Origin of the sequence: Streptomyces sp. CLV115, from assembly GCF_038448545.1 — a bacterium.
Taxonomy (GTDB): domain Bacteria; phylum Actinomycetota; class Actinomycetes; order Streptomycetales; family Streptomycetaceae; genus Streptomyces; species Streptomyces sanglieri.
This window is the reverse complement of record NZ_JBCEWQ010000168.1, coordinates 1-18,031: the sequence shown is the minus strand read 5'-3', so window position 1 is coordinate 18,031 and position 18,031 is coordinate 1. Positions and strand designations below refer to the sequence as shown.

16 protein-coding genes and 1 tRNA gene are annotated in these 18,031 nt (G+C 68.5%); 2 read left to right on the top strand and 15 right to left on the bottom strand.

Translation table 11 applies throughout. The annotated features are described in order from the left end of the window. Positions 1 to 308: 308 nt before the first annotated feature. The 13 genes from AADR41_RS35400 to AADR41_RS35340 form a co-directional block, all read right to left on the bottom strand. Positions 309 to 479, bottom strand: a complete 171-nt coding sequence (locus AADR41_RS35400) for a hypothetical protein (RefSeq protein WP_266915013.1) — start codon at positions 477 to 479, stop codon at positions 309 to 311. Between the two features lie 343 nt (positions 480 to 822). Then, a complete protein-coding gene (locus tag AADR41_RS35395) occupies positions 823 to 1,581 on the bottom strand; it encodes a twin-arginine translocation signal domain-containing protein (protein ID WP_342286036.1) in 759 nt (252 codons plus the stop codon). After that, positions 1,578 to 2,069, bottom strand: coding sequence for a hypothetical protein (locus AADR41_RS35390; RefSeq protein ID WP_342286035.1), 492 nt, complete (start codon positions 2,067 to 2,069; stop codon positions 1,578 to 1,580). Before AADR41_RS35390 ends, AADR41_RS35395 begins: the two co-directional genes overlap by 4 nt. A gap of 11 nt (positions 2,070 to 2,080) precedes the next feature. Beyond that, on the bottom strand, positions 2,081 to 4,318 hold the full coding sequence (locus AADR41_RS35385) for a glycoside hydrolase domain-containing protein (protein WP_342286034.1): 2,238 nt from the start codon (positions 4,316 to 4,318) through the stop codon (positions 2,081 to 2,083). A 289-nt stretch (positions 4,319 to 4,607) separates the two neighbouring features. After that, entirely contained in the window at positions 4,608 to 5,102 is a 495-nt protein-coding gene (locus tag AADR41_RS35380; RefSeq protein WP_342286033.1) for a hypothetical protein, read from the bottom strand. Between the two features lie 494 nt (positions 5,103 to 5,596). Then, positions 5,597 to 6,478: an urease accessory protein UreD gene (locus AADR41_RS35375; protein ID WP_342286032.1), complete on the bottom strand. Its 882-nt coding sequence runs from the start codon at positions 6,476 to 6,478 to the stop codon at positions 5,597 to 5,599. Then, on the bottom strand, positions 6,475 to 7,218 hold the full coding sequence (ureG, locus tag AADR41_RS35370; RefSeq protein ID WP_446751161.1) for an urease accessory protein UreG: 744 nt from the start codon (positions 7,216 to 7,218) through the stop codon (positions 6,475 to 6,477). The genes AADR41_RS35375 and ureG overlap by 4 nt, the downstream gene beginning before the upstream one ends. Positions 7,219 to 7,243: 25 nt before the next feature. After that, complete coding sequence (locus tag AADR41_RS35365; protein WP_342286031.1) at positions 7,244 to 7,897, bottom strand: urease accessory protein UreF; 654 nt, start codon at positions 7,895 to 7,897, stop codon at positions 7,244 to 7,246. Positions 7,898 to 7,905: 8 nt separating this feature from the next. Then, the gene (gene ureC / locus AADR41_RS35360) at positions 7,906 to 9,804 is read right to left on the bottom strand and encodes an urease subunit alpha (protein WP_342286030.1); all 1,899 of its coding nucleotides are present in this window, start codon (positions 9,802 to 9,804) and stop codon (positions 7,906 to 7,908) included. 30 nt (positions 9,805 to 9,834) lie between these two features. Continuing rightward, a complete protein-coding gene (locus AADR41_RS35355; protein ID WP_342286029.1) occupies positions 9,835 to 10,449 on the bottom strand; it encodes an urease subunit beta in 615 nt (204 codons plus the stop codon). 9 nt (positions 10,450 to 10,458) lie between these two features. Beyond that, positions 10,459 to 10,809, bottom strand: a complete 351-nt coding sequence (ureA, locus tag AADR41_RS35350; RefSeq protein WP_342286028.1) for an urease subunit gamma — start codon at positions 10,807 to 10,809, stop codon at positions 10,459 to 10,461. 926 nt (positions 10,810 to 11,735) lie between these two features. After that, positions 11,736 to 11,809: transfer RNA gene (locus tag AADR41_RS35345), tRNA-Pro, on the bottom strand. A 123-nt stretch (positions 11,810 to 11,932) separates the two neighbouring features. Further along, on the bottom strand, positions 11,933 to 12,871 hold the full coding sequence (locus tag AADR41_RS35340) for a metallophosphoesterase (RefSeq protein ID WP_342286027.1): 939 nt from the start codon (positions 12,869 to 12,871) through the stop codon (positions 11,933 to 11,935). 79 nt (positions 12,872 to 12,950) lie between these two features. On the opposite strand from AADR41_RS35340, the gene AADR41_RS35335 reads away from it, so the two are divergent. Then, a complete protein-coding gene (locus AADR41_RS35335; RefSeq protein ID WP_342286026.1) occupies positions 12,951 to 13,415 on the top strand; it encodes a GatB/YqeY domain-containing protein in 465 nt (154 codons plus the stop codon). Positions 13,416 to 13,498: 83 nt separating this feature from the next. Here the strand turns inward: AADR41_RS35335 and AADR41_RS35330 are convergent, their stop codons facing one another. Then, positions 13,499 to 15,739, bottom strand: a complete 2,241-nt coding sequence (locus tag AADR41_RS35330) for a transglycosylase domain-containing protein (RefSeq protein ID WP_342286025.1) — start codon at positions 15,737 to 15,739, stop codon at positions 13,499 to 13,501. A 387-nt stretch (positions 15,740 to 16,126) separates the two neighbouring features. Here AADR41_RS35330 and AADR41_RS35325 point away from each other — a divergent pair, with 387 nt between their 5' ends. Further along, the gene (locus AADR41_RS35325; RefSeq protein WP_176740522.1) at positions 16,127 to 16,477 is read left to right on the top strand and encodes a WhiB family transcriptional regulator; all 351 of its coding nucleotides are present in this window, start codon (positions 16,127 to 16,129) and stop codon (positions 16,475 to 16,477) included. 13 nt (positions 16,478 to 16,490) lie between these two features. Here AADR41_RS35325 and AADR41_RS35320 read toward each other — a convergent pair whose 3' ends face one another. Continuing rightward, positions 16,491 to 18,014 (bottom strand): ArsA family ATPase, encoded by a 1,524-nt coding sequence (locus tag AADR41_RS35320; protein WP_342286024.1) that lies wholly within the window; start codon positions 18,012 to 18,014, stop codon positions 16,491 to 16,493. Positions 18,015 to 18,031 lie beyond the last annotated feature (17 nt).

Below are 18,031 nucleotides of genomic sequence, written 5' to 3'. Positions count from 1 at the left end.
GCTCGCTGGGGTCCGCGAGGTTCATGGGCGGCGCGCGGGGGAGGGCACGCGCGGCGCGCGGACAGGGCATGGGCGGTGCTGCTCGGCAGCTCTCCCGGACAGCCCTTTCAGGCAGGCCCTTCGGGCAGCCCCCCGGACCGCCCTTTCAGGCGGCCCTTTCGGGCGGGCCCTTCCGGCGGGCCGTTTCGGGCGGGCCCCCGGGGCGCCGCCCCTCCGGTGGGTGACCACAAACAGAAACCGCCCGCCGCGGCGGCATTCCCACAAGGTGGGTGCCGCCGCAGGGGGCGGTTGTCCTGGTTATCCGAGGATCAGTTGTGGCCGAACCTCCGCTGCTTCCGGTGGGAGACCTGTTCTGAGATCGCGTGCACCGTGTCCTGGGCTGCCGTTGGCTGCGTCTGCTCCTTCGCCTCCGGAGCAGTGCTGCGTTCGTGGCCGCCGGTGCGGGCACCGCGGTTCTGCCGACTCTGCTTCTTGCCCACGATCGTGCCTCCTGTTGCGGATCTCGGACGATGGGCCATCACCAGACTCGCATGTGGGCAGGAAAGGTGCATTCCGGGTGATGGTCGCCGAATGCGACTCCCCACGGCCGCTCCCGGCTCCCGCCTGTCCCCCCAGGCCACCGGACCGGGGGCGGCGCGGGTGCGCTCGGCGGCGGTCCGGGGAGCCCGGCATCCATGACCGGCAGGTCCAGGCACGCCATGAACTGCGCGACGGCCGCCGCGGCGAGGCAGAGGCCCGGCCGGGAGCCTCGAACGGGCCCGCACCCTGGGCTCGGCCGGGCCCGTTCAGCAAGTGCTGTACGGGCCCGGCAGCCGCTCGTGGCTACGAGGAGGCCCGCTGCTCGCGGGCCAGTGTCCTGGCGGCGCTGCGACGCCTGTCGGACAGCACATCCACCGGGCCGCCGGCCCCCTTGCCGGGTTGTTCGCTCCACCCGCGGAGCTTGGCGACCACCTCGGCCAGCAGGTGGTCGCCGGGCTTCACATCAAGGTAGAAGAGCGACTCGTCGGGCCTCTTGTCGTCCGCACCCCAGCGCACGACACCTTCCAGTTCGGCGAGGATGTCGCGGATCACTACCTGCTGCTGGGGGAAGAAGCCGCCCTTCGCGCCGAGCGGGTAGTGGCCCGGCCGGATCTGTACGGCGGTTCCGGAGGCCTGATTGGCCTCGGCCAGACCCCGGCGCACCGCGCTCGGCTCGCGCCAGCCGACCACATCGCCCTTGCGCAGGGCGTCCACCTCGTAGTGGAACCGGCGGATGACGTGCACGAGCACGGTCTCCGCGTCGCCGATCCGTACGGCGACGCGCTCGATGGGCGTACCGGGGACCGGGCGGGACCACACTGTCCCGCCCTTGTCGGCGGCCACTTCCATCTCCCAGCCGTTGGGGCTGTGCTTTCCGCCCCGGGTGCGTCTGCGGCGCTCCAGGGCCCGGCGGGCCGCTTGTCTGATGTGCTCGGGCTCGTTGTATCTGTCTGCTGCGTGGGCGGGGGAGGCGAGGTACTCGGAGAAGGGCAGCGATGCCGCTGCCGTGGCGCCCGCGATCACAGCGGTACGGGCGAGGAACGTACGGCGGGATATGTTCACTGATGCCTTGTCTCTCTCTTGAATTCCTTGGTGACCCGGCGCTCGGATTCCAGTGCGGTGAAGCCGCCCAGTACGACGGCAGTGAGGGCGAGAGCCGCCGCCGCACGGTTGAGGTAGCCGGGGACACCTGCCGGATACGTGGTGCCGTTCTCCAGATGACAGCCGAGCTCAAGTGGGATGTAGGTCGGCCGGTAGGAATCGATCTCCATGACGTGCGCCTGGCCCACGGCCTTCTTGCACGCCAGGTCCCGGCGCGTCTCGTCGAGCGTCACCAGGTGTACGGCACCCCATACGTAGAGGCCGACGGCTCCCACCGCCGCGAAAGCGGCGAGCGAGCGGAGCCGTATCAGAGTGCCGGACTTCCTGAATCCGTTACGAGCGAGAGTTGTGCAGGCGTAAACACCGAGAGCGATGACGATCGGCAACCCGACGAAGACGATGAGAACCAGTGCGGTTGTGCTGTGCCCCGTGTAGGGGTCGGCTGCCACGACTGTTCCTTCTACATCCGGGAAAGGGCGTTGTACTTTTCGAAGATCTGGTAGAGCGCCATGCGCTTGGTCGCGTGCTCTTCCGCCTCGTTGCCCCAGCCCTGGTAGCGGCGCAGGACCTGGAAGATCTCGAACTGTGTGTAGTTCAGGCTCATGGTGCGCATGACGGTTTCACCGCCGGGCGGGTTGCTGCCGCCGGGCTTGCCGCCGGCGTCCCACAGGTGAATGAGCGAGACGGTCTTGACCGCGTAGGCATTGTCCTTGTTGACCCGCTGCCACATGGTCCAGATGTCGGCGTCCTTGGCCGGGTCGAGAACGGTGCCGCTGACGAATCCCTTTTCGATGCCGTAGTTCCAGGCTCGGATACCGACGTCGCCGCTGATCTGCGCGATTCCGGTGGAGGAGTCACGGACGGGTGTCATGCCGCCACCGATTCCCGTGTGGTAATAGGCGACCGCGTGGTCCACGGCCTGGTCGATCAGGTCGTAGTGCCGCATCTCCCAGTACGTGGAGGTCTGGATCAGCGACTTGCGCATGTTGTACTGGCGCGAAAGATCGGTGATCAGCGAATCCTGGGAGAGAACCGTTTCGAGGCACTCGGTGTGCGTGAAGATGCGGTTGCCGTCCTCATCGGCAAAACCTATCGACTGCATGTACGAGCCGATGTTGCTTTTCAGGGCCTGGTAGTGGCCCATGGTGAAGGCGGTGTCGGGACCGTCGGCACGCGGCGCGTTGAAGGACCCCTCGCCGATGTCGCGGCCGGAGGCGATGTTGTGGTCGACATTGATGGCGGCGTCTCCCGTTCCGAGGGTCCGGGTGACGATCTGGTCGTAGGCCCAGTTCGGCGGCAGCGGATATCCGTAGTTCCCCGAGAAGCCGCTGGACATGTCGGAGACGAAGCTGGCGGTGGCGTGGTCCGCTTCGGAGACGCGGATACACACGTTGCGCGGCCCGTAGACGCCGACCCGGTAGGAGTTTCCCGATATGGCCATGGCATCTTCGATGCCCTTGAAATAGGGCAGGATGCTGTCGGTGACTTCGTAGTCGTATGCGTCGAAGTCGACCGCGAAGAAGATTCGGGCTCCGGGCTTGAAGCCGTGCCGTTCGGCCGCATTGATCGCCGCGAAGCCGTCGGCGTTTCCGGACGGATAATTGAATCCGGCGGCGTCGCGTCCGTATGTCTGGTAAATCGGGAAGCAGCGCAGTCCGTGGTCCGCGATGGTCTGGAGCTCGCCGGGCTGGATCTCCTTCTCGGGGAGGGAGGTCGTGCTGGGATTGAGCAGATAGCGGCCGACGTATTTGATTCCCTCGGCTTTCAGGGTTGCTGCACGGGCCGGTGTCACCTTGGTGATTCCGTCGCATGCCTCACCCCTTCGATTCTGGTCACCGTAGGAAACGAGCAGGGATGCCCAGGTGCCGAAGTCCCCCTTCCCGGTGATCGGGAGGTTGACGAATGTCTGGAATGCGGCCGTCTCCCCTGCGAGGGCGCTCCCGAAGGAACTCGTGAAGCTCACGGCGGAACGGCCGTTGAGAATCATCGCGGCGCTGAAGAGCTGCGTCCAGGTGCCGCTGGATCCCTCGGTGAGGGTGTGCTCCGCCAGGCCGGACCTGGTTCCCGGACCGAATATGCCGTTGGCGACGCCGTCGGCCATGCCGAGTTCGTACTGGACGGCGTACAGCATGGACTGGGAAACGGTGCGGGAGTGGTGGCCGTCGCAGGGGATGACGTAGAAGTCCTTGCGGAGGATGTACCGGCCGTTCAGCCACTGCTGAATCGATCGGATGGCACCCGAACCATTGCTGACGGTGACGTAGGCATCCATGTTGAACAGGCCCTTGACGGCCTTCGGCCACAGGACGCTGCCCGGATAGGCGACACTCAGGCCCATGTCCTGGTTCAGCTTGGTGACAGCGGCCTTGACCCGGGAGTTGTACGTGCCGTCGATCTCGCCGCCGTCGTAACCCTTGCAGTAAAGGGCGGACTGGATGATTCGGCAGAAGTTGGCCGAGGGAATGGTCGTCTCGTCCAGCTTTCCGTACTTCTCACCGATCGCCGCCAGCGTGGCAGGGCCGAACGAGTCGGACAGTGAGCTGATGCCCATTTCGTACTGGAGCGCCCGGGTCAGGGCGTACATCGTGGGCCAGCCGGTCACACCGTTCTCGTTCAGCTTGGATATGCCGAGCGTCGCACCGTTGTTGTAGGTCGTGTTCACGAATCTCTGGGCGAGACGAACCATCTCGTCGGCCATGAGCTGCCTCCTGGTATTAGGGCGCGAATGAAGAGAGAGAGGGGGTCGGTCGAGCGCTGAAACGGCAGAATTCGAGCCGCTCCGGTGGAGCGGGACCGGCCGTACCCCGGCGCACATGGGCGACGCCCTGCTCCGGGTTTACGGAAGCGGAACGCCGCCCATGTGGTCGAGCAGGCCGTAACTGCGCCGAGCGGTTCACCGGCGGCTTCTCCCGCAGCAGGCTGCGGAGCGGTGCGCTGTGCCAGGAGGCGAGAGGGCCGGCCGACCGCTCACTGCCGGTGTCTGCCCGTCAGTACCACGCCGTGCAGCGCTTGGTTCCTCCTGATGTGGGCGTCACGCATGCCCGCACCTGCTTGGTGGACGGGTTGTAGTACATGGGCGTCCACGTCGTGTAGGTGTTGGACGTGCCCGCCTTCTTCACCGTCCAGCCGCTCGCGCCGGCGGCCTTCTTGCCCAGGCCCGTTTCGCACGACCCCCCGCCCTTGTTGCAGCGCTCCACCGTGATGTTGTAGGCGGGCGGAATGCTGAGGTATTCGAGACGTGCCCAGCCGTACTGGTCTCCGTCGGTCTTTCCCCAGCGCAATTCGAGATGGTTCGAGCTGCCCAGGTCGATCTCGTGCGGGCTGACAGGGCCCGACTGCCACGTCTGAATATTCGGATCGTGGCCATCGCACTGATATCCACTGCAGGATGCGGCCTGTGCCGATCCGGGAACGGCGATCCCCAATGCCAGAGCGGCAATTACGGATCCGAAAATGGTGGCGATTCTGGACCTGCCTCGCATACGGCTCTCCTCTGGATTTCCGGGCGGACGAAAGGGAAATCATTCGACAGTTACCCAGGGTTAAGGGTGGTAACTGTCGGTGCATTCGGGATGAGCATACGTGAAGGGTTCGCGAATGAGCAATGGTGAATTGGTGTTCGCGCATTCGCCTCCGGTGAGGGATTTCCGGAAGAGCTCCATGATCTTCGTTGAAGTTTCCTTTATGAGGAAAAATGACGGATCGTGGCTATATCTTGAAGCGCTGCAGGGCTTTCCCGCATGGCCCGCATGGCCCGCATGGCCCGCATGGCCCGCATGGCCGGAGTGGCCGGAGTGGTCCGCGGGAGGGGCGAGTCCCCGTGCCGACCGGCACGGGGACACACGGCGTGGGACCTCGCGCGCCGCGCCGGTGTCTCCACGGGCACGGCGTCGAACGCGCTCTTCGTGCCCGCACGGCTCCACGCTGCCGACGGGCCCGGGTGTTCTCTTCCGGCGGGGCGTCCTGCCTCGCGGCATCAGGCCGAGGCGACGGCGGGCCGCCGGGCGGGAACGGCTCGCCCGGCCGTGGATGCCGTGGCGACTGCGCCCGGGCTGCGACCACCCTCTCCGAGGACGGGCTCCTCTGCGCGCCCCGGGCGGCGCGCTGCGCGCTGGTGCCGGTAGTCGCGCATGGCGTCCTCGCGCCAGGCGGCGAAGGCGGCATCGCACAGCCGGTCACGGAACCGGCCGATTCCCATCCAGCGCAGCACGGCCCCGGACCGGTCCAGGGGGAAGTAGGTCTCCCCGGGCCCGGTGGTGCCCGCTTCCGGTTCACCGGGAGGTCCAGGCGTCCATCCCAGGGCGGTGACCGTGTCCATGGAACGGAGGCTTCCGAAGATGCCCGGCATCCGACGGGCCTTCCGGCCCAGGTCCAGGTGTTCCACCTGCACCGGACCGGTGTCGTCGGCTGCGTCCAGGGACGTGGTCAGGTCCCCGCCCGCCTGCCCCGCGCGACCCAGTACGACCTTCTCCTGCATCAGCACCCTGCCGGTGCCGTGGACCCGGATGCGGGTGCTGCGGTGGGTGGTGATCTCGTCCGAGACCACGAACGGCCTGCCCGCCCAGGTCAGGACGGCTCCGTCGCCCACGGTGGCGTGGATCGTCCAGGACGACGGTGTGTCGCCCTCGTAGGCGACCGTGCCGGTCGGCTCCACGACGTCGAGCCAGGCGCCGGGCGCGACGTCCACCTCGATACGGACGTCGTCGCCGGACAGCAGCAGCGCCCGGGTGGCGATGAGGCCCACCCTGGCTCCGCCGGCGTCCTGGTCCACGATCCGCACCGTCAGGTGCCCAGTGGTGTGGTGGACGCGGCTGCGTCCGGTCGCGGGGGCAACGCCCAGGCGGGTGGGTCCGGTCACGCGATCTGCCCGGCCCTCGTCGGGGCGTGGTCGTGCGTGTGGGTGGTGCCGTCGGCGTGAGTGTGCGGGTGACCGCCACCGCCTTCCTGGCCGGCGTGGAAGTGCGGGGCCATGGGGCCGGGGTCGACAGGGGTGTGATCACCGGTGCGGTACCGGGCGAGGGCCTCGCGGACCCAGCCGGTCAGCATCCGGACGGACGCCTCGTCGTGCCGGGACAGCGCGATCACCGGGGATCCCTTGCGGGCCTCGCTGCCCTCGCGGGTCATGCGTTCCACGTCCACGCCCACGTACTGGCCGAGGTCGGTCTTGTTGATCACGAGGAGGTCGGCGCGGGCGATGCCGGGACCGCCCTTGCGGACGACGTCACCGCCGCCGGCGACATCGAGGACGAACAACTGGGCGTCCACCAGGGCGGGGGAGAAGGTCGCGGTGAGATTGTCGCCGCCGGACTCGATGACGACCAGGTCCAGAGGGCCGAAGTCGGCCTCCATGTCCTCCGCCGCCAGCAGGTTGGCGGTCACGTCGTCGCGGATCGCCGTGTGAGGGCAGGCACCCGTCTCCACCGGGCGGATCCGCTCGGGGTCCAGCACCCCGGCGCTCCTGAGGAAGCGTGCGTCCTCGTCGGTGTAGATGTCGTTCGTGATGACCCCCAGGCGCAGTTCGCCGGACAGGGCCCGGCACAGCGTCGCGATCAGCGAGCTCTTGCCGGTGCCGACGGGACCGGCTACGCCCAGACGCATGGCGCGGGCAGGGGCGGTGGTGTTCTCAGGCACTGAAGAGTCTTTCTGTGGTGGTGTCGTGGGTCTCGGCCCAGCGTTCGATGAGCGGGGCGCCGTGGGCAGGGATCTGTTCGGGGGTGTGCAGCCGGGCGACCTGAGTGGCCATCCGGTCGATGTCGGGCAGCAGGCCGTTCACCCACCCGGTGACGACCAGGGGGTCCTGCGGTTCGAGTTTGAGCAGGGCCGCCGTCACGGTCTGGACGTCGTCGTAGCCGACCAGGCGGGCCACGTCGGCGGCGTCCATCCCGGAGCGGTGGGCGAGCAGCCCCAGCACGACCGGGCGCGACCAGGTGCGTGCGCGAGCGTCCAGGGGGCCGGGCCACAGCGTCTGCAGGACGCGCAGGTACCCGCGCCCCAGGCGCCGCCCGTTGGCCCTGAGCGCCGGGCTGGGGGTCCGGGCCGCCCAGGCGGCCTCGACCGAGGCAAGATCGCCGCCGTCCGCTGCCACCGCACGGGCGACGACGGCGGTCCCCGCCTCCACCCGGGTGACCGTGTGCAGGCGGGAACGCAGGTAGGCGGGAATCTCGGCCGATGTCGTACCGGCCCGCAGGGCGGGCTCCAGGCCGGCGGACTGGGTGTGCCCGCCGGAGGGGAGCCGGGCGTCGCCCAGCAGGGCGAGCAGGAGCGAAGAGGCGCTCACAGGGCGTCTCAGAACAGCAGGTAGCGCTGGGTGAGCGGCAGGCTCTCGGGCGGATTCGGCTGGTCGAGGAGCCAGAACCCCGGGCGCTCCGGGTGCGGGGTGAGGTGATGTCCCCGTTGAGGGTCGACTCCCGGGATCTCGACCGCGATCCGGAACTCGGCCGGATCGATGTCGATCCCGAAGAGCTTGTCGTTGAAGACCATGTCCTGCTTCGTGACGTCCTTGACGGGCTTGGCGCCCTTCAGCTCACGACGCAGCCCGAGAGTGTCCTTCAGCGAGTCCTTGAAGACACCCTTGCCCCGCACCGCGCTGTAGGGGTCGGTGCCGGCGGGCGGGTTGAGGACCTTGTCCGAGACGAACGCGTAGGACAGGTGCGAGGCGATCGGGGCGGCCATCGCCGGCCGCAGGAGAGTGGGCTGCGGGGCGGACACCGAACCGTTCGGGTCGCCCAGATTCCCGACCACCATCGCGCCGCCCTTGATGACCATCTCGGGCCGCACACCGAAGAACCGCGGATCCCACAGCACCAGGTCGGCCAGCTTGTCCACCTTCACCGAGCCGACGTACTCGTCGATCCCGTGGGCGATGGCGGGATTGATCGTGTACTTGGCCACGAAGCGCAGAGCGCGGGCGTTGTCGCCCTCCCCGTGCTCGGGCCCGTAGAAGAAGTTCGCGTCGTGGAAGGTCTTGTGGCTCCACTCCTTCATGACGTGCGCGACCTGCCAGGTGCGGGTCACGACCTCCCCGATGCGGCCCATGGCCTGGGCGTCGGACGAGGTGATGGACATGGCACCCATGTCGTGGAGCACGTCCTCGGCGAACATGGTCGTGGAGCGGATACGGGAGTCCGCGAACGCCTGGTCGTTCGGGTTGCGGAGATCGAGGTGGTGGGCGGAGGCCAGCATGTCGATGTGCTCGGCCACCGTGTTCACCGTGTACGGCAGCGTCGGGTTCGTCGAGGCGGGCAGGACGTTCTTCTCGGCGGCCACCTTCATGATGTCGGGGGCATGCCCGCCACCTGCGCCCTCGGCGTGGAAGACGTGGATGCCGCGTCCGTCGACGGCCGCGAGGGTGGTCTCGCAGAAGCCGGCCTCGTTGAGGGAGTCGGCGTGCAGAGTGACCTGCAGGCCCCAGTCCTCCCCGGCCTTCAACGCGGCGTCCAGCGCCGCCGGGGTGGCCCCCCAGTCCTCGTGGATCTTGTAGCCGCCGGCGCCCGCCAACGCCTGCTCGTCCAGACCGTCCTTGCTGACGGTGTTGCCCTTGCCCAGCAGCAGGACGTTGACCGGCAGGTCGTCGAAGCTGCGGTGCAGGTTCACCAGGTGCTGCGGACCAGGGGTCACGGTGGTCGCCTTGGACCCCTCGGAGGGGCCCACGCCGCCGCCGACCAGGGTGGTGGTCCCGGTGGACAGGGCCTCCACGACGGCCGAGGGGGAGATGAAGTGCACATGGGTGTCGACGGCGCCGGCGGTGAGGATCTTTCCCTCGCCGGAGATCACGTCCGTGGAGGTCCCGAGTTCCAGCCCGGGGGTGACGCCGTCCATGACGTCGCTGTTGCCGGCCTTGCCGATCGCGACGATCCTGCCCTCCTTGATGCCGACGTCGGCCCGCACGACGGCACTCCGGCCGGCGCTCTCACCGGGGACGAGGCCGGCCAGTTCCTGGGCGGGGGAGACGTCCAGGATCACCACGTTGGTGATGACGGTGTCGGGGGCGCCCTCGATGCTGGTGGTGGTGCCCTGCAGCATGGACTCGCGAACGGTCTTGCCGCCGCCGAAGATCGCCTCGTCGCCGCCGAAGGTGAGGTCGTGTGTGACCTCGATCCAGAGGTTGGTGTCGCCCAGGCGGACCTGGTCGCCCACGGTCGGGCCGTACGACTTCGCGTAGTCCGCGCGCGTGATGGTGGTCATTGCATTCCTCCAGCTGGGAGTACGGGGCGGTCAGTCGAGGGAGATGTCGCCGAGCTGCTTGTCCTTGCGCAGACCGGGAACACGTCGCCGCCCGCTGATCGCCACGACTTCGATCTCCTCGCTGGGGGAGGACTCGGGGCTGAACCGCTTGGAGTCCCCCGGAGGGACATCGAGGCGAAATCCCCAGGGGGCCCGACCAGGTGTCTTCGACCGGTCGTGCGCCAACCGGCGGACCGCGGCGATCCGGTCGGGCCAGGGCGATTCCTCGTCCTCCAGAACGCGTTCGGCCTCGCCGACCGCTTCCTCGTCGGTGAAGAACAGCAGGTCGTCGTTGACGTCGGCCAGGTGGATGTGCGAACCGATCTGGATGTCGCGGTCACCCACGTTCATCACGTACACAACCGCCTGCGCGGCCGCGGAGTTGAGCACATGCTTCGAGTCGGGCTCCTTGACCCACACGCCTCCGACCGGGTACTCGGAAAAGTCGTAGTCCGCCGTCGGATCCAGGGCGGACGGCTTGAGCGAAGGCTGTTCGACCCTCGGGCCGGAACCGGGCGGCGTGGGGACGGGCTGTGCGACCGGGCGCCCGACCGGCTCGGGCGGGACGGGGAAAGGCTGCGTGGTCAGCGGCTGGAAGTAGGGCATGGGGCGTCCTCAGCGGATCGGGTTGTGGAGGGTGACGAGCTTGCGGCCGTCGGCGAAGGTCGCCTCGATCTGCAGGATGTCGAGCATCTCGGGCACGCCCTCCATGACGTCGGCACGCGTCAGGACGCTCTCTCCCTCGCCCTGGGTGTCGCCCTGCCGCTCGGGCAGAGGAATGGTGGCGTCGCTCATCATTTCGTCGACGGAGTAGGTGCCCGCCCGGGCTTCCTCGATGACCCAGCAGCTGATGTAGGCCACGGCCTCCGGGTAGTTCAGCTTGATGCCGCGTTCCTTGCGGTAGCTGGCGAGCATTCCCGCCACGCTCAGCAGCAGCTTTTCCTGTTCTGAGGGAATCAGGTGCATCCGTGCTCCTCTGTGGTGGTGATGGCGTCCCTGGCCCGGGTGGGTCAGGAGCATCGGCCGGACCCGGCTGAAGAACAGGCCGCCAGGACGGCTCCGCCGGGGCTCGACGTGCGCGTGCGGGTTCTGTTCGGCGAAACCCTCGCGGGGCCGCAGCGCCATGAGCCTCGTGCTCGGAGCGGCCGGATCACGCCGGGACACCTCCTGGGCGACGCCGCTTCGGCAGGCACTCTGCGGAGGCACGCACTGCCGTGCCGGGCTCCCGCCACCTGGCGAGTGGGCGCACCTTGCTCGGAGACTGGAATGCCTGCGGCCTTTCCCGGATCCAGGGACGAATGCGAGTCCGCGGAGTGAGGCGGGACCATCGTTCACCGGCCGAGCCACGCTGCGCCGTAGTCGATCATCCTGCGACCGGTCGGGATGCTGCCGCACAACCGCCCCTTCCCCCCTCGAACGGATGCCGACGCGAGCGTTTGAACGAAGCCGGTGACCGCCGGAAGGGGGACGGGGACGTAGGGGAAATGATGAGCCGGGAAGCTGATTTCCATGACGCCGGATTCAGCCCGGCCGGGCCCGCCGCCGTAGGACCGGACGCGCCACCGTCGTGGCACCGGACACGCCTGCCGTCGTAGGACCCGGACGCGCCTGCCGTTGGGGCACACGCCACGACCGGTGCGGCGGCGGGCGCGTCGGCTCGGCGCGCGGTCGACGCCGACCCGGACAGCTGCGCCGAGAGCGGCAGCTGTCGCGTCCTCGCGCGACCCTGGAGGAGGAACCCCGGCCGCCGAGACGACAGAGCTTGGAGGCCGGGATCTCGAAGCCGACTCCTCTACGGCTCCTCTGCTGCTCTGCGGCTCCAGAAGGCCCGCAACGCAGATCAGGCCCGGTGCTGATTTCTCAGCACCGGGCCTGACCTGGTATTTCAGCTGTCGGGGTGGCGGGATTTGAACCCACGACCTCTTCGTCCCGAACGAAGCGCGCTGCCAAGCTGCGCTACACCCCGATCGCCGCCGGTCTCCCGGCGACATCGATTACTTTAGCCCACTCGCGCCCGCAGGCGAAATCCGGTTTCTGCGCCGCCGGCGTGGGAAGGGCCGGGCCCCCGGGCGGCGCCCCGGGCCGGTCCTCAGTCCTGGGGAGTCAAGGTCAGAAGGGTCACCTCGGGCGGGCAGGCGAAGCGGACCGGGGTGTAGCGGTTGGTGCCGCAGCCGGCGGAGACGTGGAGATAGGCGCGGTGGTCGCCGACGGAGTGGGTGGAGAGGCCCTTGACCCGGTCCGTGTCCAGGTCGCAGTTGGTGACCAGGGCTCCGTAGAAGGGGATGCAGAGCTGGCCGCCGTGGGTGTGACCGGCCAGGATCAGGGGGTAGCCGTCCTGGGTGAAGGCGTCCAGGGAGCGCAGGTAGGGGGCGTGGACCACGCCGATGGAGAGGTCGGCGCCCGTCTCGGGGCCGCCGGACACCTCCGCGTAGCGGTCGCGCCTGATGTGCGGGTCGTCCAGGCCGGTGAAGGCGAGCTCCAGACCGTCGACCTTGAGGCGGCCACGAGTGTTGGACAGGCCCAGCCAGCCCGCCTCGTCGAAGGCGTCGCGCATCGGCTCCCAGGGGTTGTGGACGACGCCGACCGCGGGCGCGTTCCCGTTGAGGCCGTGCTTGCCCCGGGCCTTTTCGAGGAGGTAGCGGGCGGGGTTGCGGAGCTTGGGGCCGTAGTAGTCGTTCGAGCCGAAGACGTACACCCCCGGGAACTCCATCAGCGGGCCGAGGGCGTCGAGGAGTTCGGGCACGCCCTCGGGGTCGGAGAGGTTGTCGCCGGTGTTCACGACGAAGTCCGGGCGCAGGCCGGCCAGCGACTGGAGCCAGGCACGCTTCTTGCGCTGACCGCTCACCATGTGGATGTCGGAGACCTGGAGCACGCGCAACGGGCGTGCCCCGCGCGGGAGTACGGGAATGGCGACCCGTCGCAGACGGAACGAGCGGGCCTCGAATCCGGCGGCGTAGGCGATGCCGGCTGCGCCGATCGCCGCGCCGACTGCCGTGACTTTCAGGGGTACTCCGTAGCGTGCGCGCATGCGTCCATCGTCGCAGACACCGTGCGGCAGACAGAAAACCGGCGGGCGCCGGTCGCCCCGTACCTGCCACAATCAGCACATGACCACGCTCAAGTCCAAGCTCAAGGAAGACCTCACCACGGCCATGAAGGCGCGTGACGAGCTGACCTCGTCCACGCTCCGGCTGACGCTCACCGCCATCACGAAGGAGGAGGTCAGCGGCAAGACGGCCCGCGAGCTCTCCGACGACGAGGTGCAGAAGGTGATCGCCAAGGAGGCGAAGAAGCGCCGCGAGGCGGCCGAGGCCTTCGCGCAGGGCGGCCGCACCGAGCAGGCCGAGCGTGAGAAGGCGGAGGGCGAGATTCTCGACGCGTACCTGCCGAAGCAGCTGAGCGACGACGAGCTGGGCGCGATCGTGGCGTCCGCCGTCGAGGAGGCCAGGGCCGCCGGGGCCGAGGGACCGCGCGCGATGGGCGCCGTCATGAAGATCGTGAACCCGAAGGTGGCCGGGCTCGCCGACGGCGGCCGGGTGGCCGCCTCGGTGAAGAAGCTCCTCGCGGGCTGAGCCCCGTGCGACGGGGACCGCGACAGGGACCGCAGCAGGGGTAGAGCGGGGCACCCCCTCGTTCCGGGGTCGAGCCGGGTGGCTCAGGGCCCCTGCGTGCCGCCTGCGGTCCGGCCCCGGTGGCCGCCGCCGTTGTTCCCGCCGGTCAGGTCCGGCGAGATGGTGATGCCGGGGAACGGGCTCTTGTCACCGGGCTTCTTGCCCCCGGCGCCGGGCCTGCCCCTGTCCCGGCCGTGGCCCCTGTCCTTGTCCCGCTCGTCGTTCTTCGGCGGGTCCGGGATGTCGACGGTGTTGAAGGCGGGGGCGGGAACTCCGTTGAGCGCTCCCGTCATCGCGTCACGCCAGATCGGTCCGGGGACCTGCCCGCCGTACACCTTGTCCTGGTACACGCCGCCGATCGTGATGCGCTCCATCTCGACGCTCTGGGACGGGCTGCCGACCCAGACCGCGCCGGACATGTTCGGCGTGTACCCGACGAACCAGGCGTTCTTCCGGGCGTCGGTCGTACCGGTCTTGCCCGCGTTGTCGCGGCTCTGGAGGCCCGCCTCCTGGCCGGTACCGGAGTCGACCACTCCGCGCAGCAGGGTGTTGATGGTGTCGGCCGTGGTCGGAGTCATCGCCTGCGAGCAGGTGGTCTTGGGCACGGGCAGCGTAGTGCCGTCGGCCTTGCTGACCGACTCCATGGCAACCGGCGTGCAGTACGTACCGCGGTTGGCGAAGGCGGCGTACGCGCTGGCCATCGTCAGAGGGGACAGCCCCTTCGAGCCGAGCGCGATGGCGGGGGACTGGGGGAGCTTCTCACCGTTGCCCTGCACCACACCGAGCTTGTCGGTCATCTTCGCCACAGGGCAGAGACCGATGTCCTCGACCATCTGGATGAAGTAGGTGTTGACGGACTTCTCCATCGCCTCCTTCAACGCGTACGGACCGCGCTCCGACTCGTTCTCGTTCGGTACCCGCTCGCCGTTCAGGTTCACGTACGGCTTGTCGCAGGTCTGAACCGTCGGGTAGGGCATCTCGTAGGGCGACGAATAGACCTGGGTCGCGGGCTTCCCCTGCGCTATGGCGGCCGCCGCGACGAACGGCTTGAACGTCGAACCGGTCGGGAAACCGTAGTTGGAGCCGCCCATGGCCTTGTCGACCGAGTAGTTGTACTGGGTCTCGTTGTTGCCGAAGCCGTACGGCTTGGACTGGCCCATGCCCATGATCTTGCCGGTGCCCGGCTGGACCAGCGTCACGGCCGTCGCGACCTTGTCCGACTTGTAGACGTGGCTCTTGATCGAGGCCTGCACCGACTGCTGGGACTGCGGGTCGAGCGTCGTCCGTATCGTCAGGCCGCCGCGGTTCCAGATCTTGGCCCGGTCCTCCTTGGTCTTGCCGAAGACCGGGTCGGTGAGGAAGACATGGCGTACGTAGTCGCAGAAGAAGCCGGCGCCGCTGACGGCGGTGATGCAGCCGTTCTTCGGCTTCTTGACCCGGAGCTTGATCGGGGTCGCCTTCGCCTTGTCGGCCTGGGCCCGCGAGATGTCCCCGACGTCCGCCATGCGCTGGAGCACCATGTTGCGGCGCTTGGTGGCCTCGGCCGTGTCGTTGACCGGGTCGTAGCGGCTGGGCGACTGCACGACGCCGGCCAGCAGCGCGGACTCCTCCAGCGTCAGATCCTTCGCCGACTTGGAGAAGTAGCGCTGGGAGGCGGCCTCGACGCCGTAGGCCTGCTGCCCGAAGAAGGTGATGTTGAGGTAGTTCTCCAGGATCTTCTTCTTGCCGAGCTCTTCCTCGACCTGGATCGCGTACTTCAGCTCCTGGACCTTGCGGCCCATCGTCTGCTGGGTGGCCTGCGCGACCTTGTCCGGGTCGTCGCCAGCCTCCTCCACGAAGACGTTCTTCACGTACTGCTGGGTGAGGGTCGACGCGCCCTCGGCGGTCCCGCCCGACTGCACATTGCGGTTCAGTGCGCGCAGGATGCCCTTGAGGTCGACGGCCCCGTGTTCGTAGAACCGGGCGTCCTCGATCGCGACGATCGCCTTCTGCATGAACGGCGAGATGTTCTTCAGCGGGACCACCGTGCGGTCGCGTGAGTACACCGTGGCGATCGTTCCGCCCTTGCTGTCCAGGATCGTGGTGCGCTGGCTGAGCGGCGGAGTCTTCAGATTGGCCGGGATCTCGTCGAATCCCTCGACCGTTCCCTTGGTGGCGAGGCCCAGTGCTCCGGCGGCCGGCAGCGCGATGCCCGCGAGCACGACTCCGGAGAGCGCGGCGACACCGAGGAACTTGGCGGCCTGCTGGGTCGTCGAGAGACCCCCGCCCGAGCGCTTCTTTGGCATGGGGGCAGCCTACGTTCTCATTCGCCGGACACACGTATATGCCTTGGCCTAAGCTGCTCTCAACTGTCACAGCAGTCCGGTTCCGTATCAACCCCCGTGCAAGTCCCGGCCACGACCCCAGGCGTTCCCGAATTCGCCTCGTGTGTCATTGAACGTCCGTTGTGATCCAGGTGAACTGTCCCGATTCTGGCGGGATAGTCGCGTATGCCCTCGCCTCACTCCCCTGGGTGATCTGCCGCATACGCATAGTCCGTTCGGGCCATTCAAGATTGGGCCCGAAGGGGGTGTTGTGCTGTCGCCACCTTCCGTAACGTCCTCAACTGGCAGCGGTGAATATGCCGCTTGCCGCCGTGGGGGAGCCTCGATTCGGGAGAGGACGGCGCCGTGATGGGCTGGGTAACCGACTGGAGTGCGCAGGCAGCCTGCCGCACTACCGATCCGGATGAACTGTTCGTACAAGGGGCAGCGCAGAACAGGGCCAAGGCGGTGTGCACCGGATGTCCGGTGCGGACCGAGTGCCTGGCCGATGCGCTGGACAATCGCGTCGAATTCGGCGTGTGGGGCGGAATGACCGAGCGGGAGCGTCGCGCACTGTTGCGCAGGCGGCCCACCGTCACGTCCTGGCGCCGGTTGCTGGAGACCGCGCGCAGCGAGTACGAGCAGTCCACGGGCATCCTGCCCGTGGCGATCGGACTGGACGACGACGAACTGCACGAGAGGTACGCCGCAGTGGGATAGGACCGGCGGGTCGCTACGCAGCTCCGGCCGGGGCGGAACCGGTCGCGAGACGGTCTCCGATGGCCCTGAGCCCTTCGAGATCATGTACGTCACCGGGCAGCGCGGCCACTTCGGTCACGGCGACCTCGGGATGCAGCGCGGTGAAACGGTCACGTGTGCGCTGTTCGCGCGCGACCACCTGCATCCGTTCAGCATGCAGACGCAACAGACCGGCGGTCAGCTCCTCGACGGAAGCGGCCGGCACGCGGTCCGAAGCGGTCGGGTGGTGGTACGAAGCTGCCGGTGCGTGGTCCGAAGCAGTCGGTTCGTGATCCTCGGTGTCCTTCTGCTCGGCGGTGTCCTCGCGCTCGGAGTTGTCGGGCGTGACGTCGGGGGTGTGGTCCGGTGCGGAACCGGGCGTGGCAACGACTTCGGGGGAGTCGGGAGCGACCGAGTGGTCGGCCCGGTCACGAAGTCCAGTCTTCCCGGTCGTCTGATCCACAATGCCGACCCCGTCAAGATTTTCTGCGGCGGCCAGGGCGTGCTCGGCGGAGAGCCGGGCGGCATCGCTGCCGTGGACCCGGTTGAGCACCAGACCTGCCAGCGGCATCTCCTCCGCGGCCAGCCGTTCCACGAAGTACGCCGCCTCGCGCAGCGCGTCCCGCTCCGGTGTCGCGACGACCAGGAACGCCGTACCGGGCGCCTGCAGCAGCTTGTACGTGGCGTCGGCCCGGGTACGGAAGCCGCCGAACATGGTGTCCATCGCCGCGACGAAGGTCTGTACGTCGCGCAGGAACTGACCGCCGAGCAGCTTGCCGAGGGTGCCCGTCATCATCGACATGCCGACGTTCAGGAACTTCATCCCGGCCCGGCCGCCCATCTTCGCCGGGGCCATCAGCAGCTTGATGAACTTCCCGTCCAGGAACGAGCCGAGCCGCTTCGGCGCGTCCAGGAAGTCCAGCGCGGAGCGCGACGGCGGGGTGTCGACGATGATCAGGTCCCACTCGTCGCGTGCGCGCAGCTGCCCGAGCTTCTCCATCGCCATGTACTCCTGCGTGCCCGCGAAGCCGGCCGACAGGGACTGGTAGAAGGGGTTCTCCAGGATCGCGCGGGCCCGCTCGGCGTCCGCGTGCGCCTCGACGATCTCGTCGAAGGTCCGCTTCATGTCGAGCATCATGGCGTGCAGTTCCCCGGCGTCGCCGTCCTCTCCCCCGCCCTTGATGCCCGGCACCCGGCGCGGGACGTTGTCCAGCGAGTCGATGCCCATGGACTGGGCGAGCCGGCGGGCCGGGTCGATGGTGAGGACGACGACCTTGCGGCCGCGCTCGGCCGCCCGTACCCCGAGGGCCGCCGCGGTCGTGGTCTTGCCGACGCCGCCCGAACCGCAGCAGACGATGATCCGGATGCCGGGGTCGTCGAGCAGCGCGTCGGTGTCCAGCGCGGGTGCGGGGAGGTTCTCCGCCGACTCGGCCGAGGTGTCCTGTGCGGGGTCCGGGGAGGGGCTGTCCTCCGTCGCCCCGGCCGTGCCCGTCGTGGCTGTTCCCGTGCGCTGTGTCATGTCCCCACCCCTTGTCC

Coding starts and splice junctions, on each gene's coding strand:
- AADR41_RS35330 (WP_342286025.1), bottom strand. CDS start 15,739: ATGCCAAAGAAGCGCTCGGGCGGGGGTCTCTCGACGACCCAGCAGGCC.
- ureG (WP_446751161.1), bottom strand. CDS start 7,218: ATGCGTCTGGGCGTAGCCGGTCCCGTCGGCACCGGCAAGAGCTCGCTG.
- ureA (WP_342286028.1), bottom strand. CDS start 10,809: ATGCACCTGATTCCCTCAGAACAGGAAAAGCTGCTGCTGAGCGTGGCG.
- AADR41_RS35385 (WP_342286034.1), bottom strand. CDS start 4,318: ATGGCCGACGAGATGGTTCGTCTCGCCCAGAGATTCGTGAACACGACC.
- AADR41_RS35380 (WP_342286033.1), bottom strand. CDS start 5,102: ATGCGAGGCAGGTCCAGAATCGCCACCATTTTCGGATCCGTAATTGCC.
- ureC (WP_342286030.1), bottom strand. CDS start 9,804: ATGACCACCATCACGCGCGCGGACTACGCGAAGTCGTACGGCCCGACC.
- AADR41_RS35320 (WP_342286024.1), bottom strand. CDS start 18,014: ATGACACAGCGCACGGGAACAGCCACGACGGGCACGGCCGGGGCGACG.
- AADR41_RS35325 (WP_176740522.1), top strand. CDS start 16,127: ATGGGCTGGGTAACCGACTGGAGTGCGCAGGCAGCCTGCCGCACTACC.
- AADR41_RS35355 (WP_342286029.1), bottom strand. CDS start 10,449: ATGCCCTACTTCCAGCCGCTGACCACGCAGCCTTTCCCCGTCCCGCCC.
- AADR41_RS35340 (WP_342286027.1), bottom strand. CDS start 12,871: ATGCGCGCACGCTACGGAGTACCCCTGAAAGTCACGGCAGTCGGCGCG.
- AADR41_RS35335 (WP_342286026.1), top strand. CDS start 12,951: ATGACCACGCTCAAGTCCAAGCTCAAGGAAGACCTCACCACGGCCATG.